The organism is Streptomyces pallidus (ex Mingjun et al. 2026) (genome assembly GCF_051550185.1).
Classification (GTDB): Bacteria; Actinomycetota; Actinomycetes; order Streptomycetales; family Streptomycetaceae; genus Streptomyces.
The window spans coordinates 4,097,487-4,122,943 of sequence record NZ_CP196181.1 but is presented as its reverse complement, the minus strand read 5'-3'; the positions used below and the strand labels follow the sequence as shown (position 1 = coordinate 4,122,943).

Below are 25,457 nucleotides of genomic sequence, written 5' to 3'. Positions count from 1 at the left end.
CAACAGCTGGATCAGCCCGGAATGCCCGGTCCGCCCCCTTGATGCTAGAGGGTGCCACTCGCGTTCGGGCGCGTTCAGGACGGGGCGGACGTGGCGCTCGGGGGAGCGGTCAGGTCGTAGAAGGCGGCCCCGCCGATGGTGACGGACCGGAAGTTCGCCTTCACCCAGCTCTCGATCGCGGTGCTGGTGGAGCCGCCCGGACCGCCGCGCATGACCGGGCCCTCCCCGCCGGCGCCACCGCCCCGGCCGCCGTCCGCGGTGCCGCCCGAGGCGATGAAGTAGTGGATCCTGCCGGCCTTCACGTACGCCTGGAAGGCGGCGAGCGTCGGCGACGGGTCGCTGCCGTTGAACCCGCCGATCGGCATCACCGGCTCACCCGAGGCGAGTTGGTAGCTCGCCGCGTTCTGCGCGCCGACGGCGGCCGCCGCCCACGTGTACCGGTCCGCGTCCTCGCGCAGGGCGGCCGTGGCCTCCTTGCCCACCTTGGTGCCGCCCAGCAGGCCTCCCATGCCGCCGCCGCCCGCCCTGCCCGGAGCACCCGGGACGGCCGGCGCGCCGCCGGCACCCTGTCCGCCGCGGCCGCCGGGGAAGGCCTGGCCGCCGCCCGGCACGCCCTGCGGAGCCCCCTGGGGACCGCCCTGGGGCGCGTTCCCGGGCCCGCCCGGCACGCCCTGCGGTACGGCGCCCTGCGGGCCGCCGCGGAAGCCGCCCATCGGGCCCGCTCCCGGCGGGAGTTCACCGCGGCCGAAGCGCATGCCCATCCCGCCGCGGCCGCCCTGCACCGCGGGCCCGGCCGTCACGATCGAGCCGCTGTGCCCGGCATCCACCGTGGTCAGGCAGTAGGCGAGGGGTCCGGCCAGGGCGGCGCCCAGGCCCAGCGCGGCCGCACCGAGCGCCGCCCGACGGCCGATCCGCGCCCCGAGGAGCAGCCCGACGGCCGAGGCCGCCCCGGCCGCGAGGACGGCCCAGCGCAGCCACGGCAGGTAGTCGGGGGAGCGCCCGAGCAGGACGTACGACCACCAGGCGGTCAGCGCCAGGGTGCCGGACAGGGTGAGCGCGGCGGCCTTGCTGCCCCGCTCCTCCCACAGCACGGCCACGCCCATGCCGACCAGCGCGGCCACGAAGGGGGCCAGCGCCACGGTGTAGTACTCGTGGAAGATGCCCTGCATCCAGCTGAACACCGCGGCGGTGATCAGCAGGGCGCCGCCCCAGCTCAGGAACGCCGCCCGGGCCATGCCCTCGACCGTGTCGGCGGCCCGGCCGGCCCGCCAGGTGATCACCAGGCCGGCGACCAACATGACCAGGGCGGCCGGGATCAGCCAGGAGATCTGTCCCCCGACGTTCGCGGAGAACAGCCGGTCGATGCCGGTCTCCCCCCAGCCGCCCCCGCCTCCGCCGCCGGGGCGTCCGCCACCGCCGACGCTGCCGGTCTCGTTGCCGTTGATCCGGCCGAGGCCGTTGTAGCCGAGGGTCAGCTCCAGGAAGGAGTTGGTCTGCGAGCCGCCGATGTACGGGCGCGAGGACGCGGGCCACAGCTCCACGACCGCCACCCACCAGCCTCCGGCCACGACCATCGCGACCCCCGCGAGCAGCAGTTGGCCCAGCCGGCGGCGCAGCCGGGTCGGCGCGCAGACGGCGTACACGAGGGCGAGCGGCGGCAGGATCACGAAGGCCTGCAGCGTCTTGGTCAGGAAGGCGAAGCCGATCGCCGTGCCCGCCCCGACCAGCCAGGCGGTGCGGGCGCCGTCGAGGGCGCGCAGGACGCAGTGGACCGTGACGGTCAGCAGCAGGGTCAGCAGCGCGTCCGGGTTGTTGAAGCGGAACATCAGCGCGGCGACCGGGGTGAGGGCGAAGACGGCGCCGCTGAGGAGGCCCGCCGCAGGACCGAAGTACCGGCGCACGGCGGCGTACAGCACGGCGGTGGTGGCGACGCCCATCAGCGCCTGGGGTACGAGGATCTGCCAGCTGCCCAGCCCGAACAGCCGGACGGACAGGGCCATCGGCCACAGGGCGGCCGGGGGCTTGTCCACGGTGATGGAGTTCCCGGCGTCGGAGGAACCGAAGAAGAAGGCCTTCCAGCTCTCGCTGCCCGCCTGGACGGCGGCGGAGTAGAAGGAGTTGGCGTAGCCGGAGGCGCTGAGGTTCCACAGCAGCAGGGCGGCGGTGGCCAGCAGCAGGGCGGCGAGCGCCGGGAGCTCCCAGCGGGGGCGGGTCACGGCACCGGCACGGACGCCGACGCCGGTCGCCCGGGCGGCGCGGGAGGGGGCGGCGGCCCCCTCCGGGAACGGCGAGTCCATGGGTGGTACGGCGGTGGTCATCGGATGTCGTCCTTGGCAGCAGGGGTGCGCCGGTCGGGGAAGACCCAGGCGCGGAAGAGCAGGAACCGCAGTACGGTCGCGGCGAGGTTGGCCGTGATCAGGACGGCCAGTTCGGTGCTGTGGGCGGGATCGGCCGTCGCCGCCCCGAGCGCGGCCAGCGAGCCGCCGGTCAGGGCGAGGCCCACGGCGAACACGACCAGGCCCTGGGCCTGGTGGCGCACGGCCCGCGCCCGCCCACGGACGCCGAAGGTGAGGCGGCGGTTGGCGGCCGTGTTGGCGACGGCGGACAGCAGGAGGGCGGCCGCGTTGGCGAGCTGCGGCCCGGCGCCGAGCCGGAACAGGGAGTACAGCGCGAGGTAGCAGAGGGTGGACAGCACCCCGATGGTGCAGAAGCCCAGCAGCTGGCGGGCCAGCCCGCGGGGCACCCCCGGCAGGGCGCTGCGGTCGCGCGGGTCGTCACCGAAGGGGCGGGCGAGCCGGTCGAGCGGCAGCGCACCGAGGGCCAGGGCCCGACCCACCCGCCAGACGCCCTTGAGGTCGTCCACCGCGGTCCGGACGATGTGGACCGTGGAGTCCGGGTCGTCCACCCAGTCGACCGGCACCTCGTGGATCCGCAGCCCGGCCCGCTCGGCGAGGACCAGCATCTCGGTGTCGAAGAACCAGCCCGTGTCCTGCACGAGCGGCAGCAGCCGCTCGGCGACCTCCCGACGGATGGCCTTGAACCCGCACTGGGCGTCGCTGAACCGGGCCGCGAGCGAGGAGCGCAGCAGCAGGTTGTAGGCGCGGGAGACGAACTCCCGCTTGGCGCCGCGCACCACGCGCGAGGAGCGGGCCAGCCGGGTACCGATGGCGAGGTCGGAGTGGCCCGAGATCAGCGGGGCGACCAGGGGCAGCACCGCGTTCAGGTCGGTGGACAGGTCGACGTCCATGTACGCGAGGACGGGGGCCTCTGAGCGCGACCACACGGTGCGCAGTGCGCGGCCGCGGCCCTTCTCCTCCAGCCGGGTGCTCCGCACCCCTTCGAGGCCGGCGGCCAGACCGGCCGCCACCTCGGGGGTGCCGTCGGTGCTCGCGTTGTCGGCGATCGTGATGCGGAAGGGGTACGGGAACGTGCGGGTGAGGTGGTCGTGGAGCCGGCGCACGCACGGACCCAGGTCCTTCTCCTCGTTGAAGACCGGGATCACCACGTCGAGTACGGGCTCGCCGGGCACGGGCGCGAGGTGCGCCCGTGCCGGGAGGGCGCCGATGGAGGTGTCGGTTGGCATGGTCCGAGCCTCTCGGCCCGGGCTGTCACCGCTGTGTGGTGAGCCTGTGCCCCGTCTGTGAGTCCGCCGGGCGGTCCGCGGCGCCCACCGGGATGACCGCCGGGATGACCGCCTGAATGCCCGCCGGGACGCCTGTCCGGCTGCCCGCCCAGATGCCCGCCGGGGGCGTCTCCGGGGCGAGCGGGAGCAGGACCTCGAAGCAGGTCCGCCCCGGCTCGCTCTGCACGTCGACGCGGCCGCCGTGCGCGGCGACCACGGCCTCGACGATGGCGAGCCCCAGACCGGTGGAGCCTGCCGCCCGCGAGCGGGAGGCGTCGCCACGGGCGAACCGCTCGAAGACGTGCGGGAGCAGGGCCGGCGGGATGCCGGGCCCGTCGTCCGTGATGCTCAGCCGGACGGTCGTTGTTTCACGTGAAACACGGGCGGTGACGGTGGTGCCGGGCGGGGTGTGGGTGCGGGCGTTGGCGAGCAGGTTGACCAGCACCTGCTGGAGCCGGGCCGCGTCGGCGCGGACGGGCGCGGGCTCGTCGGGGAGGTCGAGCCGCCAGTGGTGGCCGGGGCCGGCCGCCCGAGCATCGCTGACCGCGTCGACGACGAGCGGGGCCAGGTCGGTGTCGGCCAGGGAGAGGGGCCGGCCGGCGTCGAGCCGGGCGAGCAGCAGCAGGTCCTCGACGAGGCCGGTCATGCGCGTCGCCTCGGACTCGATCCTGCCCAGGGCGTGCCTCGTGTCGGGGCCGGGCTCCTCGCGTCCGCGACGGGTGAGTTCGGCGTACCCGCGGATGGAGGCGAGGGGGGTGCGCAGTTCGTGGCTGGCATCGGCGACGAACTGCCGGACCCGCATCTCGCTCTGCTGGCGGGCGGTGAGGGCGGAGGAGACGTGCCCCAGCATCCGGTTGAGGGCGGCGCCGACCTGGCCGACCTCGGTCCTCTCGTCGGCTTCGGCTTCGGGGACGCGCTCGTGCAGGACGGGTTCGCCGCTGTGCAGGGGGAGCTCGGAGACCCGGGTGGCGGTGGCCGCGACCCGGCGCAGCGGCCGCAGGGCGACCCCGACGAGGGCCTGCCCGGCGAGGGAGGCGGCGATCAGCCCGGCCAGAGTGACGCAGACCTCGACCGCGACCAGGGTGCTCACGGTGGATTCGACCTCGGTGAGCGGGAAGCCGAGGGCCAGGGTCCCGTCGCGGGAGACGTGGACCCGGTAGGTGCCGAGGCCGGGCAGCTCCAGGTCGGCGGGCTCGGTCGGGCCGCGGCGTGCCGCGGCCTTGCGGGCGGCTCCGGCGAGGGCGTCGGACTGGGCCTGGGTGAGCTGCTGGCGCTGGTCGTACCCGGGCCCGCCGAGCGCGGCGAGGCGGCAGCCGGTGACCGTGCCGTCGTTCGCGATCCGGATACCGGCGGCTCCTACCGGGGTGCCGGGGGCGACGACGAAGCCGAGGTTGTTCTCGGCGGGGGGCTTCCCGCCCGGGGACCACCGGTTGGCCATGTCGACGGAGATGCGCAGCTGCTGGTCGACCTTTTTGACGAGGTACTCGCGCAGCGCGAGGGTGGTGACGGTGCCGATGGCCGCGCCGACGACGGCGATCAGCAGCACGGCGGAGGCCACGAGGCGGGCCCGCAGGGACCAGGAGCGGGGGCGCCGGGTCCGCCGCGGGCGGGGGGAGGACGGCGGCACTAGTCGGCCGGCTTGATCAGGTATCCGGCTCCGCGCCGGGTGTGGATCATCGACGGCAGGCCGGGGCCGCTCTCCAGCTTCCGCCGCAGGTAGGAGATGTACAGCTCGACCACGTTGGCCTGGCCGCCGAAGTCGTAGGACCACACCCGGTCCAGGATCTGGGCCTTGCTGAGCACCCGCCGCGGATTGCGCATCAGGTAGCGCAGCAGCTCGAACTCGGTGGCGGTCAGGTGGATCTCCTGGCCCGACCGGGACACCTCGTGGCTGTCCTCGTCGAGCACCAGGTCGCCGACGACGAGGACCGAGCCGCCGCGCGCGGCCTGGGCCGCCCCCGAGCGGCGGACCAGGCCGCGGAGTCGGGCCACGACCTCCTCCAGGCTGAACGGCTTGGTGACGTAGTCGTCGCCGCCCGCGGTCAGCCCGGCGATCCGGTCCTCGACCGAGTCCTTGGCGGTCAGGAACAGCACCGGGATCTGCGGGATGGCGCGGCGCAGCTGCCCGAGGACGGCGAGGCCGTCCATGTCGGGCAGCATGACGTCGAGGATCACCACGTCGGGCCGGAACTCCCGGGCGGCCCGCACCGCACCCGCGCCGTCGCCCGCGGTCCGTACCTCGCAGCCTTCGTAGCGCAGGGCCATGGAGAGCAGTTCGGAGAGCGCGGCCTCGTCGTCGACGACGAGCACCCTGCAGGGCCCGCCGTCGGGGCGGACGAGGGCGGTCGGGCTGCCGGTGGACGTGGACGCGGGGGAGGCGGTCGTCGCAGTCATGTGACCACGTTGGGGGCCGCCCCTGAGAGCGTTCTTGCGCCTGTCTGTGAATTTCCTGAGAAACGGCTGATCAGTCCAGGCCGAACAGCCGGGCCCCGTTGTCGTGGCAGACGGCGCGCAGCCAGTCGTCGCCCAGGCCGAGCCGTTCCAGGGCGGCGAGCTGGTGCTCGTACGGGTAGGGGATGTTCGGGAAGTCGGTGCCGAGCAGGATCCGGTCTCCGAGGTCCGCGAGCCGTCCGAGCTCGGCGGCGGGGAAGGGGCCGAACCGCTCCGCGAAGTCGGTGAAGGCCATGGTGGTGTCGAGGCGGACCCGCTCGTACCGCTCGGCGAGGTCGAGGAACTCCCCGTACTCGGGCATCCCCATGTGGGCGACGACCAGCGCCAGCCCGGGGTGGCGGGCGAGCACGGCGGAGATGGGCCCGGGGCCGGTGTGCTTGCCGGGGACGGGGCCCGAGCCGCAGTGAACCACGATCGGGATGCCGGCCTCGGCGAGCGTCCCCCAGACCGGGTCGAGCAGTTCGTCGCCGGGGTCGTAGCCGCCGACCTGGAGGTGCGCCTTGAAGATCCGGGCTCCGGCCTCGACGGCCTGGCGGACGTACGCGGCGGCCGATTCCTCGGGGAAGAAGGTCGCGGTGTGCAGGCAGTCGGGGGTGCGGGCGGCGAACCCGGCGGACCAGGAGTTGAGCCAGGCCGCCATCTGCGGCTTGTGCGGGTACAGCATGGCGGTGAACGCCCGGACACCGAACTCCCGCAGCAGCGCGACCCGCCGCTCCTCCTCGTGCCGGTACGCGATGGGCCAGGCGACACCGGTCAGCGGGCCGACCGCGTCGAAGTAGTCCCACACCTTGCCCAGGACCCGCTCGGGCATGAAGTGCGTGTGGACGTCGACCAGTCCGGGCAGGCCGAGCCGCTCCCGGAAGGCGCGGACCGCCTCAGCCGTTGCGTTCAAAGCCATGGCTCCGCTCCACGGTCGCGACGTGCAGGGTGTAGCTCTCGTACCACTCGTCGCGGCCCCGCTTCATGGCCGCCCGGTGTTCGAGGTCCTGCCGCCACCGGGCGAGGGCGTCGTGGTCGCGGAAGTAGCCGACGGTGATGCCGAGTCCGCCGGGGGTGCGGGCTGACTCGTAGCCGAGGAAGCCGGGGATCTCGCGGACGAGCTCCTCCATGCGGGTGGAGGTCTCCGGGTAGCCGCTGTCCTCGGCGGTGCGGACGGAGCTGAAGACCGCCATCAGGTAGGGCGGTTCGAAGGCGGGCACGGGCTTGATGGTCATGAACACACCCTCGGCGGCGGCACGGCGCACTGTCCACCGCAAAGCGGCCCGAACGGCCAAGGGGATCCAAGATTTGACCTTGGGGCACGGCAGACGGCTGCCGGGACCTGGCGGGGGCCGGGACTCAGAAGGGGCCGGGGCGCGGGGCTCAGAAGAGCCCGTCCTGCCCGTCCGCGGTGCCGGACGGGAGGACGAGGGCGGCCGTCGGCACCTCGGTGGTCCGGCCGGCGGCGGGGGCGACGAGCTCCCAGCCGGCCAGCAGGCGGGTGTCGACGACGAGCCCGTCGGCCAGGTGCAGGTCGGGGCCGGCCGCTGCGGCGAGCCGGCCGACGACGGCCCCGTCGGGCACCATCTCGGTGGCCACCCGCACCGGGGCGGGCAGTGCGGTCAGTCCGAAGGGCCCGGCGTGGTCGTTGACTTCGCAGGCCAGTGGCTCCAGGGACGAGGGCCACCCCGGCAGGGCGAGGGCCCGGCCGTGCAGGGCGGCGACCTCCCGGGCCCGGTCGGCCGGGCCCGGGAGGACGGCCCGGGCGGCGCGCTTGCGGGCGTACGGGATCCGGTCGGGCACCCCGAGGGCCGCGCGCAGCAGTTCCTCGGTGCGCCGGCCGGCCATCAGCGGGCCGCGGCCGAGCCAGGACCAGGTGACCGCCCCCTGCTCCAGGAGCCGGGCGGGGCCCCGCTCCTCGGCGGTGATGCCGACCTTGACCAAGCCGGGTCCGAACCAGGCCAGGTAGACGCGGTAGGGGCGCGGGTCGGCGGCGTTGGTGTCGGCGGCCACCGAGAACGACCGGTCCAGGCGGGCGCATTCGGGGCACTGGGCGCTCGTGGCGCGACCAGGGACCCGGGCGGCGGTGGGGCACGGGGTCCGTTTCCCGGCGCGGCGCACGCCGAGGCAGCTCCTCTCCCCCCGGGCGGCGAAGGCGAGGGGCCGGCCGTACCCGAGCGGACTGCTCCGTTCACCGCGCCCCTCGGCGTACCAGCCGATGGCCGGGTGGCCGCTGCTCCACCGGATCCCGGTGCACCGCCAGGTCACAGCGGGAGGGGCCGCTCGAAGAAGGTCTCCAGGACGACGGTGGCGTGCGTGCCGCTGACCCCGTCGATGGCGTAGAGCCGGCGCAGCACGTCCTGCAGCTGCTCTGTGGTGGCGGTGCGCACCTTCACGAGGACCGAGGCGCTGCCGGCGATGACGTGGGCCTCCTGGATCTCGGCGATCGCCTCGAAGGCGCCGGCCGAGTCCCCCATCCAGGCGTTGGCGTCGACCATCACGTAGGCGAGTACCCCGCTGCCGACGGCGGCCGGGTCCACGTCGACGGTGGTCCGTCGGATGACCCCGCGTTCGCGGAGTTTGCGCACCCGTTCGTGGGCGGCCCCGGCGGAGAGCCCGACGGCCGCGCCGAGGGCGGCGTACGGCTGGCCCGCGTCCTGTTGGAGGCGCCGGACGAGTGCCCGGTCCATGTCGTCCACGCGATCTTCCTCCCCGCTTCGGGCAATCCCTTGCACCGACGGTACATGATCCGGCAATCTACCCACGAAACCGAACACAATTCGGTAGTTCAGTCATCAGGGGGAATGATGTCACCCATTGCCGACCTCAATCTGTACGAGGTTCTGGACGAACGCTTCCGCACCGGCCGCTGCGCCAACGGCGACGCCCGCCTCGAACGGCTCCACGACGACTGCCGCTGGGCGGAGGGCCCGCTGTACCTCCCGGCCTGGCGGCAGCTGGTGTGGAGCGACATCCCCAACGACCGGATGCTCCGGTGGGACGAGGTGACGGGCGCGGTCTCGGTCTTCCGATCCCCGGCCGGACACCCGAACGGCAACACGCTGGACCGCGAGGGCCGCCTGATCACCTGCGAGCAGGGCAACCGGCGCGTCACCCGGACCGAACCGGACGGCCGTGTCACCGTCATCGCCGACCGTTTCGAGGGCAGGAGGCTCAACAGCCCGAACGACGCCGTGGTGCGCTCGGACGGCTCGATCTGGTTCTCGGACCCGGACTTCGGCATCACCAGCGACTACGAGGGCGTGCGCGCGCCGTCCGAGATCGGCGCCTGCAACCTGTACCGCGCGGACCCGGTGACCGGCGCGGTACGGATCGTCGCGGACGGGTTCCGCGGCCCGAACGGCGTGGTCTTCTCGCCCGACGAGAGCGAGCTGTACGCGGCGGACACGGTGGCGGGGCACATCCGCGTGTTCGAGGTCGGCGAGGACGGCACGCTCGGCGGCGACCGCGTCTTCGCCGAATGCCGCCACGTGGACAACATCCGCTTCGACGACGAGGGCCGGCTGTGGGTGGCGGCCATGGAGGGGGGCGTGCGCTGCTACGCGCCGGACGGCACCCTGATCGGCCGGATCCGCGTCCCCGAGCCCGTCTCGAACATCGCCTTCGGCGGCCCGAAGAACAACCGCCTCTTCATCACCGCCACGACCTCGCTCTACTCCCTGGTCCTGTCGGTGACGGGCCTCCCCCGCGTCCGGTAGCCCACCGGCCCCGGCGGGACCGCCCGACCCAACGCAAGAGGCCCCCCGGTGAACCGGGGGGCCTCTTGGGCTGTGCACTCGGCAGGATTCGAACCTGCAACCTTCTGATCCGTAGTCAGATGCTCTATCCGTTAAGCTACGAGTGCTTGGGCTTCCCGGGGTTTTTCGCCCCGTTGGCCTTGCGAGAACAACAATACATGGACCTTGCCGGGACGCGAAATCCGTTAACCAAACCGGCTCTGACCTGCAAAAACGCCCCGGAGGGCGATCGTCCGGACGGATGCTCGCCCCTGCCGGGCGCCTACGGACCTCGAACGCGGCCGCGTTCCCGGCGGCGTGGACGACGCATTCGGCATGCGCAGGAGGGGCTGGATACGCCTCGGCGGTGCGTGGGATGCGTACGGGATTGCGAGGGGTGTGCGCGGTGCAAGGTGTGCGCCGTGTGAAGGGGAGTGCGCGGGATGCGGAACGCGCCGGAGAAGCAGCGAAGCCCCGGTCCGTGAGGACCGGGGCTTCGGTGGCTGCGGAGGCGGAGGGATTTGAACCCTCGATGGGGGGTAAGCCCCAAACCGCATTAGCAGTGCGGCGCCATAGACCGGACTAGGCGACGCCTCCAGCACACCCCCGCGTACGAAGGTGCGTGCAGATGATGACACAGCCGCAGGGCCGCTCACCAATCCGCTCCCCACGGTACTAGGCGAGCTGGCCACAGAGCAAAGGCTTAATCACTCCGGGCACACGCGTCCGCGGCAGCCGTCACGCACCGCGTGCGCGCGTCGTTGGTCCCGGCGTACGTCGTACGGATGACCTGGAGTGCCCCATGCTGCGACTCGCCGCCTTCGCCGTCACCTCCGTCCTGGCCACCGCCGCCGGGGGCCCGCTGCCCCCGCTGGCCCCACCGCCCCTCGAGCGGCTGCTGTCCGCCCCCGACCGCCTCACCATCTCCGTCTCGCACACCGGCAACCCGCGGGCGGACGGGGAGTACCGGCTCGAGTGCAATCCCGTGGGCGGGGACCACCCCCGGGCGGAGCAGGCGTGCGCCCGGCTCGACCGGTTCGCCAGGACGGGGGAGAACCCCTTCGCCGCCGAGCCCAACCGGCAGATGTGCACCCAGCAGGACGGTGGACCGGCCCGGGCGCACATCACCGGCACCTGGCAGGGCCACAAGGTGAACGCCTCATTCCGGCGAACCGACGGGTGCGAGATCGCGCGGTGGCGCAACCTGGAACCTGTGCTTCCGGCCGGGCGCTCCTGACCTGGGAGGATGCGGCGGATGCCCGGAGTACCCGGAACATCCGCCACCTCGGGCCGGGGCCGTGCCCTTAGACTCCTCCCGTGACATGCCGGTAGTCGTGGTCAGGGAGGAAGCTCGTCGTGAGCAGCAGGCCATCCCGAGGCGCTGCTCGCCTCGCAGCAATACTCGACGCGCTTCCGGACGCGCTGCTTCTCGTCAACGCCAACGGCACGGTCGTCAACGCGAATTCGATCGCCCTCGAGGTCATGGAGAGCCCCGGCACCGGCCTGGTCGGCCGCGGCGTGCTGGACCTGTTCCCCGAATTCGACTCCAAGCTGATCCCCGGCTCGATGCGCCGTCCCGGCGACGACGACGGCAACCGGGCCAAACCCAAGCGGATGGTCGCGCGGCGCACCGACGGCAGCGAGTTCCCGGTCGAGGTCACCCACGCCCACCTGGACGGCCGGGACGCCTACCGCGAGCCGCAGCCCGCCTACACCGGGGACGAGCTGCTGATGCTCGTCGTACGCGACCTGTCCGAGACCGTGGACACCGAGGCCGAGCTGGCCCGCTCGCAGCGGCAGACCGAGATGATCCTGCGCGCCGCCGCCGAGGGCGTCGTCGGCACGGACACCGACGGCCGCGTCGTCCTCGTCAACCCGGCGGCCGCACAGATCCTCGGCTACCGGGCCACCGACCTCGGCAACCGCGAGCTGCACGCACTGATCCAGCACTCCCGCGCCGACGGCTCCCCGTTCCCCTTCGAGGAGTCCCCGCTCGCCGACACCCTGCGCAGCGGCCGCAAGCACCGGGTGCGCGGCCAGGTGCTGTGGAACAAGGCCGGCCAGCCGGTCTCCGTGGACCTGACCACCTCTCCCGTGCGCGATGGCGACGTCCTCGTGGGCGCCGTCATGACCTTCACCGACCGGCGGCCCTTCGACGCGCTGGCCGCTCGGCACGCCCAGCTCGTCGCGGTCCTCGGCGACTCCCTGCGGGGCCCGTTGGAGGAGCTGCGGGGCGAGCTGGCCACCCTGGCCGCCGACGACGGCGGCCAGCTGTGGCCCGAGGCCAACCAGCTGCTGCACCACCTCGCCGCCGGGTACTCCCGGATGACCACGCTCGTCGACAACGTGCTCGCCTACCAGCGACTGGACGCCGGCAGCGAGAAGCTGAAGAAGAAGAACGTCCTCATGGACGGGGTCGTCAAGGCCGGCGTCGACGGCGCCGTCGAACTGATCGGCCCGGGCCGCGCGCAGTTCGCCGTGCACGCGCCGACCATCGAGGCCGAGGTCGATGCGGAACGCATCGCCACCGCCCTCGCCCACCTCGTCGCGGATGTCGCCGGGGTGGACGCCACCGGCAAGACCCCCCAGGGGAGCGGGTACGCCGACTCCACGATCGTGGTGGCCGCCGCGCAGCGCGGCAAGGTCGTACGCATCGAGGTGCGCGGGCCCTACCAGGGCGGAGACCCGGTGCACGAGCCGATCGTGCGCGGCATCGTGACCGCGCACGGAGGCATGCTGCAGACGGTGGAGGTGCCCGGCGCACCCGGCGGCGCGTACGTGCTGGAACTCCCGCTGGGCTCGGGCGCCGGCACGGTGACCCTGCCCGATCCGGAACCGGAACCCGAGCCGGAGGCCGCGGCTGACGCGAAGGGCGAGCCGGGTGCACAGGGCGGCGGGGCCTCGGCGCCGACCGCCGGATCCGGGGGCGCGGCCCCGAAGGGCACCGGGCGGCGCGGCCGGCGCGGTGTGGACGCCTTCCTGGAGGACTCCGCCGACGAGGCGGGCGCACCCGACTCCGCTGCGGCCGGGGGCGCACTGGCGCTGCCGTCCGGGCGGCGGCGGGCCGGCGATGCCCCCGCGGAGGCCGCGGCCCCTGCGCTCGCCCAGTCCCCCGTGAACCCGGCCGGCCTCGGCACCGGCCGTCGGCGCGGCCGTGACGGCGACGGCGACGGCCCGGGCTCGGGTTCCGGCGCCGAGGGTGGTACCGGTCGGCCCGTGCCCCCGCAGGGCACCGCCATGCCCGCACTGCCGCCCGTGCCCTCCGTGCCGCCGGTTCCGGTGAGCGAGCACCCCGCCGGTCGGCGGCGTGCACTGGGCCAGGCCGGTCCGGCGCGGCCCGGCGGGCCGGTGCCCGCGACCGGGCTCGCTCCGGCCGCACCCGCCGGCGGGCCGGCTCCCGCCCGGCCGATCGCCCCGGAAGGCGGCTTCGCGCTGCCTGCCGGCCCGACGCCGGGTCCGGTCCCCGTACCGGCTTCGGCCGCCGTCCCGGCCGCCGCTCCCCTTCCGCCCGGGGCCGCCGCTGGACCGTTCCCGGCCGCGCCCGGCTCGACCGGGCCTGCTCCGGCCGGTGCCCCGGCTCCCGCCTCCGCTCCGACCCCGGTTCCGGGGTCGGCTCCCGGTGCCGCGCCCGGTGGCTCCGCCGAGGGCGAGGCCCCGGTCGGGCGGCGCGCCCGGCGCACGCTGGGTACGCCCGGCGCCGAGTCCGCGGCTTCCGCCGCGCCGGCGGCCGCGGCCGCGGGCGACGGGGAGTCCGTACCGCCGACCGGGCGGCGCCGTGCCCTGCCGCCCACTCCCGCCTGGCCGGTTCCGGCGGCCCGGACCGCCCCCGAGGACGACGAGGCCGCCGCGGCCGGCCGTGCCGCCGTGCCCGGAGCGCGGCAGCCGCAGGACGGCGCGGGCGAGCCGGGCCAGCCGATCAGCGTCCGCGCCCTCGGCACCCTCGGCCAGGGCATCTCGGTCGACCCGGCCGCAGCGTCCGGCAACGGCGCCGCCACCAGTGGGTCCGGTCGCCGCCGCCGGCTCGCCGAGCCCGCGCCGCAGGGCCGTGCCTTCGTGATAGGCGCCCCCGAAGCGGGCGCGGCCGAGGGGCCGGAGCCGCTCGACGGGCCCGGCGGGGCCGTCGAGGTGGTCAGCCGGCCCGTTCCGCCGCCGGTCGACGACGAGCTGCCGCCGGAGCCGCTGGACAATCCGCGCCGGCTCCTGGTGTGGCCGGCGCCCGACGTGCAGACGCAGCAGGCGCTCAGCGACAACGGCTACCGCCCGGTGGTCGTTCACTCCCGCGAGGAAGTGGACGCGCAGATCGCCGCGTTCCCCGCGGCCCTGTTCGTGGACCCCCTGACCGGCCCGATCACCCGGACCGCCCTGCAGTCGCTGCGCGCGGCCGCGGTCGCCGCGGAGGTGCCCGTACTGGTCACCGCCGGGCTCGGCCACGCCTCGCGCGAGGCGGCGTACGGCGCGGACCCGGCCGTGCTCCTGAAGGCGCTCGCGCCGCGCGACAGCGAACAGCATCCGTCGCGGGTCCTGCTGATCGAGGAGCGTGACGGGATCGCGACGGCGCTCACGGCCGCACTCGAACGGCGCGGGCTCCAGGTCGCCCGGGCGGGTGCCGACACCGACGCGGCGGAGCTGGCGTCCCGTATGCGGCCCAACCTGGTGGTCATGGACCTCATGCAGGTACGCCGCCGGCGAGCGGGCATCGTCGACTGGCTGCGCGCCAACGGCCAGTTGAACCGGACCCCACTGGTGGTCTACACGGCCACCGGCATCGACGAGGCCGCGCTGCCGCGGCTCGCATCAGGGGAGAGCGTGCTCTTCCTCGCCGAGCGGGCCACCACCGCGGACGTCCAGGGCCGCATCGTGGACCTCCTCGCGAAGATCGGCACCAACTAGCCATCCTGGCCCGATGGCCATCACCGACACGTCCGAACACGCCGTCCCCGCCGACAACGGGGAGGTGAGCCTGCTCATCGCCCGTCAGGTCGAGCCGGGGTACGAGGAGGCGTTCGAGACCTGGGCGCACGGGATCCTGGAGGCCGCCACGTCCTTCCCGGACCACCTCGGCTACGGGCTGTTCCGCCCGGCGCGGGCGGGAGGGCCCTGGTTCCTCGTGCACCGCTTCCGCGACCAGGCCGCGCTGCAGCGGTGGCAGGACTCCCCGGAACGGGCCGCCTTCTTCGCGAACTGCGAGGGCCACCACCACACCGAGATAGCCCGGCGCGAGCTGCACGGCATGGAGACCTGGTTCGCCAAGCCTGGTACGGCCCAGCCCGCGCCGCCGCGGTGGAAGATGGCGATCAGCTCGGGGCTGGCCATCTTCCCCATCTCGCTGGTGGGCAACGCGGTGCTCGGGCCGTACCTGGTGGACGCGCACTTCGTGCTGCGGACCGCGGTCTTCGCCGCCGTCTTCAGCACCCTGATGACCTATGTGGCCATGCCCGCCGTCAGCAGGCTGCTGCGGCCCTGGCTCACGCGCGGCTGACGACGGATCAGTCGAGCACGGTCACGTCGAGCTCGCCGTCGGCGTACTGCCGGCGGATCACCTTCTTGTCGAACTTGCCGACGCTGGTCTTGGGGACCGCCTCGATGAACGTCCAGCGCTCGGGCAGCTGCCACTTGGCGATGGACTGGCCGAGGAAGGCCCGCAGCGCCGCGTGGTCCACACTCCCGCCCGCCTTGAGGACGACGGTGGCCAGGGGGCGCTCGCCCCACTTCTCGTCCGGGACGGCGACGACCGCGGCCTCGGCGACCTCGGGGTGTGCCATCAGCGCGTTCTCCAGCTCCACGCTGGAGATCCACTCGCCACCGGACTTGATCACGTCCTTGGCCCGGTCGGTGAGCGTGAGGAAGCCGTCCGGGCTGATCACGCCGACGTCACCGGTCTTAAGCCAGCCGTCGGCGCTGAACTTGTCCTCGGGACGCAGGGGTTCACCGAGACCGCCGCCGTAGTAGGCGCCGGCGATCCAGGGACCGCGCACCTCCAGCTCACCCGCCGACTTCCCGTCCCAGGGCAGGACGTCGCCGCCGGGGCCGACCAGGCGGGGCTCGACGCCCGCCGGGAAGCGGCCCTGGGTGATCCGGTACGGCCACTCCTCGTCGGCGCTCAGGCCGGCCGGCGGGTGCGCCATGGTGCCCAGCGGCGAGGTCTCGGTCATGCCCCAGGCGTGGCAGAGGCGGACGCCGAGCCTGTCGTACGCCTCCATCAGGGCGGGCGGGCAGGCCGCGCCGCCGATGGTGACCTGCCGCATGGAGCTCAGGTCGCGCGGGTTCGCGGTGACCTCGGCGAGCAGCCCCTGCCAGATGGTGGGGACCGCCGCGGCGTGCGTGGGCCGCTCCCGCTCGATCATCTCGGCGAGCGGGGCCGGCTGCAGGAACCGGTCCGGCATCAGCATGTTGATGCCGGTCATGAAGGTGGCGTGGGGCAGGCCCCAGGCGTTCACGTGGAACTGCGGGACGACGATGAGGCTGGTGTCCTGGTCGTCCAGCCCCATCGACTCGGCCATGTTGACCTGCATCGAGTGCAGGTAGACGGAGCGGTGCGAGTAGACGACGCCCTTCGGGTCGCCGGTGGTGCCCGAGGTGTAGCACATGGCGGCGGCCTGGCGCTCGTCCAGCTCCGGCCAGTCGTAGTGGTCCGGGCGGCCCGCGAGGAGCTCCTCGTACTCGTGGACGCGGACGCCGAGTCCGTCGAGCGCGGAGCGGTCCCCGATGCCGGAGACGACCACGTGCTCGACCGTGGGCAGGTGCGGCAGCAGTGGGGCGAGCAGCGGCAGCAGCGTCCCGTTGACCAGCACGACGCGGTCGGCGGCGTGGTTGGCGATGAAGACGAGCTGCTCGGGGGGCAGCCGAAGGTTGAGGGTGTGCAGGACGGCGCCCATCGAGGGGATCGCGAAGTACGCCTCGACGTGCTCCGCGTTGTTCCACATCAGGGTGGCCACTCGGTCGTCCTGCTGGACGCCGAGCTCGTCGCGCAGGGCGTGGGCCAGACGCCCGGCCCGGGCTCCGACCTCGGCGAAGCTGCGCCGGTCCGGCTCCGCCTCCCCGGTCCAGGTCGTGACCTGGGATTTCCCGTGGATCGTCATGCCGTGACGGAGTATCCGGCTGACGAGGAGCGGTACGTCCTGCATCGTGCTCAGCAAAGCGTCCTCCCGTGGGCGCTGCGGCGCTGCGGCGGCTTGGAATGCTGCCGATTCTGCGCACGTACCGGTCGGCGTGTCACTACCCGGAGGTACAAACACGGCGCGCAATCGCTGTCGGGGGGCCCGGAGTGGCGCCAGGCACAAGCCCGGGTGGCGCCTACGGTGCACGGCGCACACGCAGCTGCGCGGGCGGGCGGTGTTTCACGTGAAACGGCGGCCCCGGTTTCACGTGGAACAACGGCAGGGTTTCATGTGAAACAGCCCTGGTCGCAGCGGGGCGGGCGGGGCCCGGGTCAGCAGACCGGGGTGAGCTCCGGGTCCTCTCGGAGCTTGACCAGCGCGCGGGAGACGGCGCTCTTGACCGTGCCGATGGAGACCCCCATCAGCTCGGCGGTCTGGGCTTCGGTCAGGTCCTCGTAGTAGCGCAGGACGACCATGGCACGCTGCCGGTCGGGCAGTCGGGTCACGGCGCGCCACATCGCGTCGCGCAGGGCCTGCGCCTCGGCGGGGTCGGTGCCCGGCGGCACCTCGGTCTCCGGCAGCTCGTCGCAGGCGAACTCGTCGACCTTGCGCTTGCGCCACTGGGAGGTGCGGGTGTTGACCAGCGCGCGCCGGACGTAGCCGTCCAGGGCCCTGTGGTCCTCGATGCGGTCCCAGGCGGCGTAGGTCTTGGCCAGTGCCGTCTGGAGCAGGTCCTCTGCGTCGCACGGGTTGGGCGTGAGCGAGCGCGCGGTGCGCAGCAGGCCCGCGCCCCGGGTCCGGACGTACGCCGAGAACGACGGGTACGGCGTCGGCTGCGAAGCGAGCGTGCACACGGGCGTGGTCATGGCTCCACGCTAGAAGCGCGGGGCCTTGCGGGGATCGGCCGCAAGTGCCGAAGCCGGGTCCGCCTCAGGTTGTAGGGGTGGGGTGCGCCCCACCTCCTGAAGGTGGAGGGGGCGGGGGCGGCGTGCGGGCGCCGGGGCACGGGGCGTCAGCCGTCCGCCCCGAGGATCAGCCCGGAGGTCGGCACCCCGGTCCCGGCCGTGACCAGGGCGTGTGCGGCTCCACGGACCTGGTTGACGGAGGTGCCGCGCAGCTGGCGCACCGCTTCGGCAATGCCGTTCATCCCGTGGAGGTACGCCTCCCCGAGCTGGCCGCCGTGCGTGTTGAGGGGCAGCGCGTCCGCGGCCACGAAGTCGGCGGCCTCGCCGGGCTTGCAGAAGCCGAACTCCTCCAGCTGCATCAGCACGAACGGCGTGAAGTGGTCGTAGAGGATGCCGACGTCGATGTCCGAGGGGCGCAGCCCGCTGGTCCGCCACAGCTGCCGAGCGACCACGTCCATCTCGGGCAGGCCGGTGAGGTCGTCGCGGTAGAACGAGGTCATGCCCTCCTGACGGCGGCCCGCCCCCTGCGCCGCCGCGGTGATGACGGCGGGCGGGTGGCGCAGGTCGCGGGCCCGCCGGGTGCTGGTGACGAGGATCGCCTGGCCGCCGTCCGTCTCCTGGCAGCAGTCCAGCAGCCGCAGCGGTTCGACGATCCAGCGCGAGGCGGCGTGCTCGGCAAGCGTGATGGGCCTGCCGTGGAACCAGGCGGCGGGGTTGTTCGCAGCGTACCGGCGGCTGGCGACGGCGACATGACCGAACGCCTCGGGGGTGAGGCGGTGGGCGTGCAGGTAGCGCTGGGCGGCCATGGCCACCCAGGAGGCCGGGGTGAGCAGCCCCCACGGCAACGACCAGCCCAGGGCGGCGCCCTCCGCCGAAGGTTCGCGCTGCTGCACCCCAGAGCCGAAGCGGCGGCCGGAGCGCTCGTTGAAAGCGCGGTAGCAGACGACGACCTCCGCGACGCCGGTGGCGACGGCGAGGGCAGCCTGCTGGACGGTGGCGCAGGCGGCGCCGCCGCCGTAGTGGATGCGAGAGAAGAAGGAGAGGTCCCCGATCCCGGCGGCCTGGGCGACCGTGATCTCTGGGCTGGTGTCCATGGTGAAGGTGACCATGCCGTCGACATCGGCGGGGGTGAGCCCGGCGTCGTCGAGGGCGGCGTGCACGGCTTCGACGGCGAGCCTGAGCTCGCTGCGGCCGGAGTCCTTGGAGAACTCGGTCGCGCCGATGCCTGCGATGGCGGCGCGACCGCCGAGCCCGTCCCGGCTGCGCACGCTCATGCCGTGGCTCCCTGGGCGCATGCCGTGGCTCCCGGCGCGGGCAGGGTCACGGTGACGGTCCCCGTGACGTGGTGGCCGATGCCGTTGGCACCGACCACGCGGATCTCGGCGGTGTCCCCGTCCAGGGCCGTGACGGTGCCGGTGAGGGTCATCGTGTCGCCCGGGTGGTTGGGGGCGCCCAGCCGGATGGTCACCTTGCGCAGGACGGCCCTGGGGCCCAGGTGGTCGGTGATGTACCGGCCGACCAGGCCGTTCGTGGTCAGGATGTTCATGAAGATGTCCGGGGAGCCCTTCTCGCGGGCGAGCTCGGCGTCGTGGTGCACGTCCTGGTAGTCCCGGGAGGCGATCGCGCCCGCGACGATGAGCGTGCGGGTGATCGGGATCTCCAGCGGCGGCAGTGTGTCGCCCACGTTCATGCGTGCTCCCCCTCGGATGCCGTGTGCGGCCGGGACAGGAGGGCGCCGAGCTCGGCGAGCAGCTCGCTGCCGCAGCCGAGGTAGGGGTCGAGCTGGCGCCCCCACAGGAAGTGCCGGTGGACGGGATGGTCCAGGTCGGCGCCCGTCCCGCCGTGCAGGTGCTGGGCGGCGTGGACGACCCGCTTGCCCGCCTCCGAGGCCCACCAGGCGGCCGTCAGGGCGTGCTCGTGCGCCGGGAGCCCCTGGTCGATGCGCCAGGCCGCCTCGTAGGCGGTGACCCGGATCGCCTCGGTGTCCATGTGCGCGTCGGCCGCGCGCAGCATCACCCCCTGGTTCGTGGAGAGCGGCCGGCCGAACTGCTCGCGGGTGGAGGTGTACTCGGCCGCACGGGCCACGGCGCCCGCGCAGACGCCCGCCTGGAGCCCCGCGAAGGCGGTGCGGGCGGCGGCGAGGACCGCCTCGTAGGGCTGCCCGCCCGGAGCGGCGGCCCGGCCCAGCGGTTCGGCCTCGGCCCCGGTCAACACGAGCCGTCCGGCGGCCCAGGGGGCGGTGGTCTCCACGGGTGCGGTCTCCACACCGGGCGCGTCCGTCCGGACGAGCCACAGGGCCCGGTCGGTATCCGGGACCAGGACGTGGGTGGCGTCGCGCAGCCACGGAACGGCGGGGGCGGTGCCGGTCAGCCGGCCGTCCGCCGACGCGGTGAAGCGTCCGCGGGCCGGGAACGCTCCGGTTGCCACCGCCTCGCCCGTCCCCAGGGCGGGCAGCAGCCGGGCGCGCTGCTCGGCGCTGCCGTGCGCGGCGACGGGGAGGACCCCGTAGGCGCAGGTGGCGGCGTACGGGACCTGCGCGGTGGTGCGACCCTGCTCCTCCAGCAGCAGCACCAGCCCCAGCAGGCCGGTGTCCTCCACCGCGCCGATCAGCCCGGATCCGGTGAGGGCCTTCCAGAGTTCGGCGTCGGTGCCGGTGCCCGCCGCGGTGAGGCGTTCGTGGGTGGCGAGGTCGCGGAAGATGCGGGCGGCAAGGGCGACCGCGGCGGTCTGCTCGTCGGTGGGGTGGAAGTCCATCAGCCCTCCGCCCCGCCGCGGAAGACGGGCAGCTCCAGGTCCTCGTCCACCCGCAGGAACTCCAGCCGGACGGGCATCCCGATGCGCACCGCGTCGTACGGCACGCCGGTGATGTCGGTGATCATGCGGACTCCCTCGGCGAGTTCGACGAGCGCGACCGCGTACGGCGGGTCGAAGGCCGGGAACGGCGGGTGGTGCATCACGACGTAGCTGAAGACCGTGGCCTCGCCGCAGGCCTCGACGGTGTCCCAGTCCAGGCCCGCGCAGGCGTTGCAGCCGGGCAGCCAGGGGAAGCGGAGGGTCGCGCAGGACGTGCACCGCTGGATCAGCAGCTTGTGCTCCCGGACGCCGTCCCAGAAGCCCTGGTTGTCGCGGTTGATCACGGGGCGGGGGCGGCGGGGCCGTTGCGGCCGCGGGGGCGGTGCGGCGGCCTGCAGGTGGCCGGCCGGGCGGGGCGGCCGGGCGGCGGGGGCGTACTTGAGGATCCGGAAGCGGTGGGTGCCGACGGGTTCGTCGCCGACGCGGAGGTCCATGCGGGTGGTCACGAAGTGGCCGGAGCCCAGCCTGGTCGTCTTGCGCGGCGACACGGACTCGATGACGGCGTCGAAGGTGACGGCGTCGCCGGGGCGCAGCGGGCGCAGGTACTCCTGTTCGCAGTCGGTGGCGACGACGGAGGTGCAGCCGGCGCCGTCGAGGAGGGCGAGGAGTTCGTCGTAGGCGCCGGAGCGGGCGGTGTGCCCCGACAGTCCGCCCATCGTCCAGGCCTGGAGCATGGTGGGCGGGGCGATGGCGTCGGGGCCCGTGTAAGCGGGGTTGGCGTCGCCCATCGCCTCGCACCAGTGCCGGATCATGGCCTCGTTGACGGGGTCCTTGCCCTGCCCGGTGGTGGCGGCGGGCCGGCCCTCGTAGGCCAGGAGCTGCGCGAGGAACCGCCGGGCTGCCGGGTCCTCCGTCTCCCCGGGCGCCGTGGCGGTCATCGCTTCCTCCCCTTCATGCCGAGCCGCATCATGGCGACGATCTCCCGCTGGACCTCGCTGACCCCGCCCCCGAAGGTGTTGATCTGGGCGGCCCGGTTCATCCGCTCCAGCTCGCCGTCCGCGAAGGTGCCCGGTCCGTCTCCCCGTACGAGGGCCTGCTCGCCCACCACCTCCTGGCACGTCCGGTACACCTCGACGGCGTTCTCGGTGCCGAAGAACTTCACGCCGCTGGCGTCGCCCGGGGCCAGGGTGCCGGCGCCCACGTCCTGGACGAGACGCCAGTTGAGGAGGCGGACGGCGGCCAGACGGGCGTGGGCCTCGGCGAGTCGGGACTGCACCCAGGTCCGGTCCGCGGGGCGTTCTCCGGTCACCGGATCGGGGGTGCGGGCGTGCCGGAGCGCGGCGTCGTGGAAGTCCTCGGCCTGCATGCCGATGGCGGCCAGGGCCACCCGCTCGTGGTTGAGCTGGTTGGTGATCAGGCTCCAGCCGCCGTGCTCGGGGCCGACGAGGTTGCCCGCGGGCACGCGGACCGCGTCGTAGTAGGTGGAGGTCGTGGTCAAGCCCCCCACCGTCTCGATCGGGGTCCACGAGAAGCCGGGTGCGGTGGTCGGCACGAGGATGATCGAGATGCCCTTGTGCTGGGGGGCCGTGGGGTCGGTGCGGCAGGCCAGCCAGATCCAGTCGGCGTTCTGGGCGTTGGAGGTGAAGACCTTCTGGCCGTCGATGATCCAGTCGGCTCCGTCGCGTACGGCGCGGGTGCGCAGGGAGGCCAGGTCCGTGCCGGCCGCGGGTTCGGAGTAGCCGATGGCGAAGACGGTCTCGCCGCGCAGGATCCGGGGCAGGAGGTGCTCCTTCTGCTGCGGGGTCCCGTACTTCATCAGGGTCGGGCCCACCGTGTTGAGGGTGACCATCGAGACGGGGGCGCCGGCCCGGTAGGCCTCGTCGAAGAAGACGAACTGCTCGTCGGCGCCGCGCCCCTGGCCGCCGTACTCGACGGGCCAGCCGAGGCCGAGCAGGCCGTCGGCTCCGATACGGCGCAGCAGGGCGCGTCGGGCGGCCGGGTCCGCGGGGGCGCCGTCCGGCATGAGGGCACGGAAGTACGCGCGCAGCTCGGCTCGGAGCCGCAACTGGCCTTCGGTCGGGGCGAGGTGCACGGCGCAGGCCTCCCGGCGTCACATCGTCGCTGTGATCTGACTGTCCGTCAGCTCTGCGCGGGATGTCAAGGTCGGCGACGGGACCACGGGCACGCACGGCAAAAGGGCGCCCGCACGGGTGGACCCCAGCCGGTCCGGTCGTGCGGGCGCCCCCGGTGCACGGAACGGGGCTCCGCGGCGGCTACCACATGGGGAGGAAGTGGACCGCCACGTTCGGGTTGGCCTGCTGGATTCCGGCCAGGGCCGAACCGTTGACCTGCGCGGAGTTGCTCTGGTTGGAGGCGCCGGAGCCGCTGGCGACCTGCTGGGCCGTGGACGAGTTGCCGAGGTTGCTCCCGCCCACACCGCTGCCGACGATGCTCGCGACGCTCGCGTTCGATCCGTCGTTCGCGAAGGAGCCGTTGTCGGCCGACGCCACCCCGCCACAGAGCGCGGCGGCCAGCGGCAGCGAGGCGACGGCGGCGAGGACGCGGACGGTACGGATGCTTGCCATGTTCGTGATTCCCCCTGGAACCGAAGTCGGACGTGCACCGGGGCAGTTGGCCGACCGCCGCGGACGTGGTGCGTGGTGATGACGTCGCGGGACCAGAGTTGCCCACGGGATCCGCGGTGAACCACTCCCTGCCGCACGATTCCCCCGCAGGCATGAGCACCAGCGGATAAACCTCGTTCGCGCCACGGCGTCCCAGGTCAGCGGCGCGAACGCGGGCACACCCCGGACCGCGGCAGAGCAGAATCGTTCCCTCGACGCCGGGCGTCCCGGGCATGCCGAAAGGGGCCGCTCCGTCCGGGAACCCCCACCGTTTCCCGGCCCTGCGGCCCTGCACTCCCAAGCCTCACGCCCCCTGCGCGCCCTCCCGTGCTCCCTCGCGCTCACCACGGCCGCCCCCTGCCCGTGCAGCGCACGACGCGACGCGCCCGGAGCACTCTCGGGGCCGTGCGCTAGGCGGCGAGTGCGAAACGGAGCCGGGCGTCGTCCTCGGCAACGGAATCCCGCAGGGAGCGGGACGCGCTGGAACCGACCCGAACGGCAGTCCTGGCGGAGACACCCGCACCCGAACCGGCTCCCGCAACGGGGACGGCAGTGGCGGTGACCGAACCACGGGCGGACGGGTTCTTTCCGTGGGCCTCGGCACGGATCCGCTGCTTGATGGTCGGCGGCAGTGCCCCACCCCGCAGCACCGCCCGCCGGCCGCCCGGCGCTGCGGCCGGCTGCCGGCACCCCTCGACGGAGCCGCGAGCGGGCGCGCACCGCGAGGGCGCCTCCGCGACGGCGACGGCCGGTGCGGCGTCCCGGCGACGCAGCCCGAGGACGGCGAACAGCGCCGCGAGCACGCCGAGGACGGCGGTCCGGACCGAGCTGAGGGTGATGCGCTGAGCCATGACGAGGTGCCTCGCTTCGCACTGTTCCGACGGGCCGATCTGCATACATTCGTCATGATGCGTCCGCAACCGCACGGCCCCCACCACCCGCGCCGATCGTCCGACAAACACCACCCGGAGGGCCCAACGGAAAAGGGGTGCCCCGGATCCGGGGCACCCCTTCTGATCAGCGCGTCGTCTGACCTGTGGCGGTGGGTGTGGGATTTGAACCCACGGTGACTCGCGCCACGACGGTTTTCAAGACCGTTCCCTTAGGCCGCTCGGGCAACCCACCTGGCCGGTACAGAGTACCGGGAGGTGGGAGGCGGTGGCGTCAGGAATTCTGGGCCTTGTCGTAGGCGGCCTTCGCTTCGTTGCCGAAGTACGGGCCGAACATCCAGTTCGGCAGGAAGGTGTAGCCGAAGCTGTTCACCGAGACCTGGGTGCCCAGCCCCGTGGTCTCGTTGAAGTCCTGGAACCAGGGGCCGCCGCTGGAGCCGCCGGTCATGTTGCAGGCCAGGCTGTGGTCCTTGGTCAGCAGGAAGTCCTTGCTGCTGTTGCCGCTGCAGTAGACCAGCTTGGTGCCGTCGTACGGGGACGCGGCGGGGAAGCCGAAGGAGTACATCCGCTTGTTGTAGGCGCCGTTGAAGAGGATGCCCTGGGCCCCGACGACCTGGCTGAGCTTCTGGCCGTTCTGCGGGGCGACGACCGCGAGGCCGACGTCCATGTTCATGTCCTCGCTGGCGGCCCACTGGTCGGTCGCGAAGGTCTTGGTTGCCGGCCACTGGCCGTAGGGCGCGTTGCCGTTGTCGTACGCCGGGACGAAGACCCAGTTGGTGTGCCAGGCGCCCTGGTACTTCACGCAGTGGCCAGCGGTGATCACGGTGCTGCCGTTGGCGCTGGTGATGGAGTCACCGGAGCAGGAGGCAGTCCGACCGCCGAAGGTGAAGAAGACGCGGCCGGAGGTCTTCACGACCGCCCCGGCGCCCGTCCACGCACCGCCGGCCTGCGGGAAGGCCGTCGGGGACACCGCGGCGGAAGCGGGCGCGTCGGCGGGGGTGGAGGCGGAGGCGGGGGTCGGAGCGATCAGCGTGGGCCGGTCGGCGCTCGTGACCGGCGCCCGGCCGGTCACCGGTGCCTCCGCCACGTCCAGCGGGACGGCGCTGCGCATCCGCTCGGCGGTCCAGAAACCCGGGGTGTGCTGCTGGCGGAACGAGGCCGGGGACTCCGTGGCGGCCGAGGGGGTGGCCGCCGTCAGCGCGCCCGCTATCAGGGCGCCCGCCGCGAGGAGGACCGATGCAGCCGTGCGATGACGATTCACGCATGACTCCTTCTGCCGTGCCCGGTCCCGTCGAACCGGACAGGGTGGGGGTGAAGAGCTGTCGGTGCGGATCGGCCGCAGGGTCGCACGTGCGGCAC

The 25,457-nt window shown here is 73.7% G+C and carries 22 protein-coding genes and 3 tRNA genes; 4 read left to right on the top strand and 21 right to left on the bottom strand.

Going from position 1 to position 25,457, the window contains the following annotated elements; all coding sequences use genetic code 11:
- Window positions 1–74: 74 nt before the first annotated feature.
- The 8 genes from ACSHWO_RS18115 to ACSHWO_RS18080 form a co-directional block, all read right to left on the bottom strand.
- Complete coding sequence (locus tag ACSHWO_RS18115; protein WP_438313119.1) at window positions 75–2,318, bottom strand: glycosyltransferase family 39 protein; 2,244 nt, start codon at window positions 2,316–2,318, stop codon at window positions 75–77.
- Window positions 2,315–3,583 carry a glycosyltransferase gene (locus ACSHWO_RS18110; protein ID WP_385847048.1) on the bottom strand — a complete coding sequence of 423 codons (1,269 nt, stop codon included), beginning with the start codon at window positions 3,581–3,583 and terminating at the stop codon, window positions 2,315–2,317. The genes ACSHWO_RS18115 and ACSHWO_RS18110 overlap by 4 nt, the downstream gene beginning before the upstream one ends.
- A 25-nt stretch (window positions 3,584–3,608) precedes the next feature.
- The gene (locus ACSHWO_RS18105; RefSeq protein WP_438313117.1) at window positions 3,609–5,180 is read right to left on the bottom strand and encodes a sensor histidine kinase; all 1,572 of its coding nucleotides are present in this window, start codon (window positions 5,178–5,180) and stop codon (window positions 3,609–3,611) included.
- A 68-nt stretch (window positions 5,181–5,248) separates the two neighbouring features.
- On the bottom strand, window positions 5,249–6,016 hold the full coding sequence (locus ACSHWO_RS18100; RefSeq protein ID WP_385847044.1) for a response regulator transcription factor: 768 nt from the start codon (window positions 6,014–6,016) through the stop codon (window positions 5,249–5,251).
- Window positions 6,017–6,086: 70 nt separating this feature from the next.
- Entirely contained in the window at window positions 6,087–6,971 is an 885-nt protein-coding gene (locus ACSHWO_RS18095) for an amidohydrolase family protein (protein ID WP_438313114.1), read from the bottom strand.
- A complete protein-coding gene (locus ACSHWO_RS18090; RefSeq protein ID WP_361098785.1) occupies window positions 6,949–7,287 on the bottom strand; it encodes an antibiotic biosynthesis monooxygenase family protein in 339 nt (112 codons plus the stop codon). Before ACSHWO_RS18090 ends, ACSHWO_RS18095 begins: the two co-directional genes overlap by 23 nt.
- A gap of 148 nt (window positions 7,288–7,435) precedes the next feature.
- Window positions 7,436–8,320 (bottom strand): DUF2797 domain-containing protein, encoded by an 885-nt coding sequence (locus ACSHWO_RS18085; RefSeq protein WP_438313112.1) that lies wholly within the window; start codon window positions 8,318–8,320, stop codon window positions 7,436–7,438.
- Window positions 8,317–8,751 (bottom strand): Lrp/AsnC family transcriptional regulator, encoded by a 435-nt coding sequence (locus ACSHWO_RS18080; protein WP_385847028.1) that lies wholly within the window; start codon window positions 8,749–8,751, stop codon window positions 8,317–8,319. Before ACSHWO_RS18080 ends, ACSHWO_RS18085 begins: the two co-directional genes overlap by 4 nt.
- Window positions 8,752–8,859: 108 nt before the next feature.
- Between ACSHWO_RS18080 and ACSHWO_RS18075 the strand changes: the two genes are divergently transcribed.
- Window positions 8,860–9,771, top strand: a complete 912-nt coding sequence (locus ACSHWO_RS18075) for an SMP-30/gluconolactonase/LRE family protein (protein ID WP_438319145.1) — start codon at window positions 8,860–8,862, stop codon at window positions 9,769–9,771.
- Window positions 9,772–9,844: 73 nt separating this feature from the next.
- Here the strand turns inward: ACSHWO_RS18075 and ACSHWO_RS18070 are convergent.
- Window positions 9,845–9,917, bottom strand: a tRNA-Arg gene (locus ACSHWO_RS18070).
- Between the two features lie 378 nt (window positions 9,918–10,295).
- Window positions 10,296–10,386, bottom strand: a tRNA-Ser gene (locus ACSHWO_RS18065).
- Window positions 10,387–10,591: 205 nt separating this feature from the next.
- Between ACSHWO_RS18065 and ACSHWO_RS18060 the strand changes: the two genes are divergently transcribed.
- The 3 genes from ACSHWO_RS18060 to ACSHWO_RS18050 all read left to right on the top strand — a co-directional run bounded on the left by ACSHWO_RS18060 (window position 10,592) and on the right by ACSHWO_RS18050 (window position 15,268).
- Window positions 10,592–11,026: an SSI family serine proteinase inhibitor gene (locus ACSHWO_RS18060; RefSeq protein ID WP_361098777.1), complete on the top strand. Its 435-nt coding sequence runs from the start codon at window positions 10,592–10,594 to the stop codon at window positions 11,024–11,026.
- A gap of 119 nt (window positions 11,027–11,145) precedes the next feature.
- Complete coding sequence (locus ACSHWO_RS18055) at window positions 11,146–14,679, top strand: PAS domain-containing protein (protein WP_438313109.1); 3,534 nt, start codon at window positions 11,146–11,148, stop codon at window positions 14,677–14,679.
- Window positions 14,680–14,692: 13 nt separating this feature from the next.
- A complete protein-coding gene (locus ACSHWO_RS18050) occupies window positions 14,693–15,268 on the top strand; it encodes an antibiotic biosynthesis monooxygenase (protein WP_438313107.1) in 576 nt (191 codons plus the stop codon).
- Window positions 15,269–15,275: 7 nt separating this feature from the next.
- Here ACSHWO_RS18050 and ACSHWO_RS18045 read toward each other — a convergent pair whose 3' ends face one another.
- The 11 genes from ACSHWO_RS18045 to ACSHWO_RS17995 all read right to left on the bottom strand — a co-directional run bounded on the left by ACSHWO_RS18045 (window position 15,276) and on the right by ACSHWO_RS17995 (window position 25,359).
- A complete protein-coding gene (locus ACSHWO_RS18045; RefSeq protein WP_438313105.1) occupies window positions 15,276–16,925 on the bottom strand; it encodes a long-chain fatty acid--CoA ligase in 1,650 nt (549 codons plus the stop codon).
- 293 nt (window positions 16,926–17,218) lie between these two features.
- Window positions 17,219–17,752: a SigE family RNA polymerase sigma factor gene (locus tag ACSHWO_RS18040; RefSeq protein WP_361098765.1), complete on the bottom strand. Its 534-nt coding sequence runs from the start codon at window positions 17,750–17,752 to the stop codon at window positions 17,219–17,221.
- Between the two features lie 146 nt (window positions 17,753–17,898).
- A complete protein-coding gene (locus ACSHWO_RS18035) occupies window positions 17,899–19,065 on the bottom strand; it encodes a lipid-transfer protein (RefSeq protein WP_361098762.1) in 1,167 nt (388 codons plus the stop codon).
- Window positions 19,062–19,481 carry a MaoC family dehydratase gene (locus ACSHWO_RS18030; RefSeq protein ID WP_438313103.1) on the bottom strand — a complete coding sequence of 140 codons (420 nt, stop codon included), beginning with the start codon at window positions 19,479–19,481 and terminating at the stop codon, window positions 19,062–19,064. The genes ACSHWO_RS18035 and ACSHWO_RS18030 overlap by 4 nt, the downstream gene beginning before the upstream one ends.
- Window positions 19,478–20,545 carry an acyl-CoA dehydrogenase family protein gene (locus ACSHWO_RS18025; RefSeq protein WP_438313101.1) on the bottom strand — a complete coding sequence of 356 codons (1,068 nt, stop codon included), beginning with the start codon at window positions 20,543–20,545 and terminating at the stop codon, window positions 19,478–19,480. Before ACSHWO_RS18025 ends, ACSHWO_RS18030 begins: the two co-directional genes overlap by 4 nt.
- The gene (locus ACSHWO_RS18020) at window positions 20,545–21,522 is read right to left on the bottom strand and encodes a bifunctional MaoC family dehydratase N-terminal/OB-fold nucleic acid binding domain-containing protein (protein WP_438313099.1); all 978 of its coding nucleotides are present in this window, start codon (window positions 21,520–21,522) and stop codon (window positions 20,545–20,547) included. The genes ACSHWO_RS18025 and ACSHWO_RS18020 overlap by 1 nt, the downstream gene beginning before the upstream one ends.
- Window positions 21,519–22,676 (bottom strand): acyl-CoA dehydrogenase family protein, encoded by a 1,158-nt coding sequence (locus tag ACSHWO_RS18015; protein WP_438313097.1) that lies wholly within the window; start codon window positions 22,674–22,676, stop codon window positions 21,519–21,521. Before ACSHWO_RS18015 ends, ACSHWO_RS18020 begins: the two co-directional genes overlap by 4 nt.
- A gap of 181 nt (window positions 22,677–22,857) precedes the next feature.
- Window positions 22,858–23,169, bottom strand: coding sequence for a hypothetical protein (locus ACSHWO_RS18010; protein ID WP_438313095.1), 312 nt, complete (start codon window positions 23,167–23,169; stop codon window positions 22,858–22,860).
- Between the two features lie 449 nt (window positions 23,170–23,618).
- Window positions 23,619–24,059: a DUF6344 domain-containing protein gene (locus tag ACSHWO_RS18005; protein WP_438313093.1), complete on the bottom strand. Its 441-nt coding sequence runs from the start codon at window positions 24,057–24,059 to the stop codon at window positions 23,619–23,621.
- A 186-nt stretch (window positions 24,060–24,245) separates the two neighbouring features.
- Window positions 24,246–24,333: transfer RNA gene (locus tag ACSHWO_RS18000), tRNA-Ser, on the bottom strand.
- A 39-nt stretch (window positions 24,334–24,372) separates the two neighbouring features.
- Window positions 24,373–25,359, bottom strand: a complete 987-nt coding sequence (locus tag ACSHWO_RS17995) for a trypsin-like serine peptidase (protein WP_361098741.1) — start codon at window positions 25,357–25,359, stop codon at window positions 24,373–24,375.
- Window positions 25,360–25,457 lie beyond the last annotated feature (98 nt).

What these genes read in the sequence shown, in the direction of transcription:
- ACSHWO_RS18115 (WP_438313119.1), bottom strand. Translation starts at nt 2,318, where the DNA reads ATGACCACCGCCGTACCACCCATGGACTCGCCGTTCCCGGAGGGGGCC.
- ACSHWO_RS18110 (WP_385847048.1), bottom strand. Translation starts at nt 3,583, where the DNA reads ATGCCAACCGACACCTCCATCGGCGCCCTCCCGGCACGGGCGCACCTC.
- ACSHWO_RS18100 (WP_385847044.1), bottom strand. Translation starts at nt 6,016, where the DNA reads ATGACTGCGACGACCGCCTCCCCCGCGTCCACGTCCACCGGCAGCCCG.
- ACSHWO_RS18095 (WP_438313114.1), bottom strand. Translation starts at nt 6,971, where the DNA reads ATGGCTTTGAACGCAACGGCTGAGGCGGTCCGCGCCTTCCGGGAGCGG.
- ACSHWO_RS18090 (WP_361098785.1), bottom strand. Translation starts at nt 7,287, where the DNA reads ATGACCATCAAGCCCGTGCCCGCCTTCGAACCGCCCTACCTGATGGCG.
- ACSHWO_RS18075 (WP_438319145.1), top strand. Translation starts at nt 8,860, where the DNA reads ATGTCACCCATTGCCGACCTCAATCTGTACGAGGTTCTGGACGAACGC.
- ACSHWO_RS18060 (WP_361098777.1), top strand. Translation starts at nt 10,592, where the DNA reads ATGCTGCGACTCGCCGCCTTCGCCGTCACCTCCGTCCTGGCCACCGCC.
- ACSHWO_RS18050 (WP_438313107.1), top strand. Translation starts at nt 14,693, where the DNA reads ATGGCCATCACCGACACGTCCGAACACGCCGTCCCCGCCGACAACGGG.
- ACSHWO_RS18040 (WP_361098765.1), bottom strand. Translation starts at nt 17,752, where the DNA reads ATGACCACGCCCGTGTGCACGCTCGCTTCGCAGCCGACGCCGTACCCG.
- ACSHWO_RS18035 (WP_361098762.1), bottom strand. Translation starts at nt 19,065, where the DNA reads ATGAGCGTGCGCAGCCGGGACGGGCTCGGCGGTCGCGCCGCCATCGCA.
- ACSHWO_RS18030 (WP_438313103.1), bottom strand. Translation starts at nt 19,481, where the DNA reads ATGAACGTGGGCGACACACTGCCGCCGCTGGAGATCCCGATCACCCGC.
- ACSHWO_RS18025 (WP_438313101.1), bottom strand. Translation starts at nt 20,545, where the DNA reads ATGGACTTCCACCCCACCGACGAGCAGACCGCCGCGGTCGCCCTTGCC.
- ACSHWO_RS18020 (WP_438313099.1), bottom strand. Translation starts at nt 21,522, where the DNA reads ATGACCGCCACGGCGCCCGGGGAGACGGAGGACCCGGCAGCCCGGCGG.
- ACSHWO_RS18010 (WP_438313095.1), bottom strand. Translation starts at nt 23,169, where the DNA reads ATGGCAAGCATCCGTACCGTCCGCGTCCTCGCCGCCGTCGCCTCGCTG.
- ACSHWO_RS18005 (WP_438313093.1), bottom strand. Translation starts at nt 24,059, where the DNA reads ATGGCTCAGCGCATCACCCTCAGCTCGGTCCGGACCGCCGTCCTCGGC.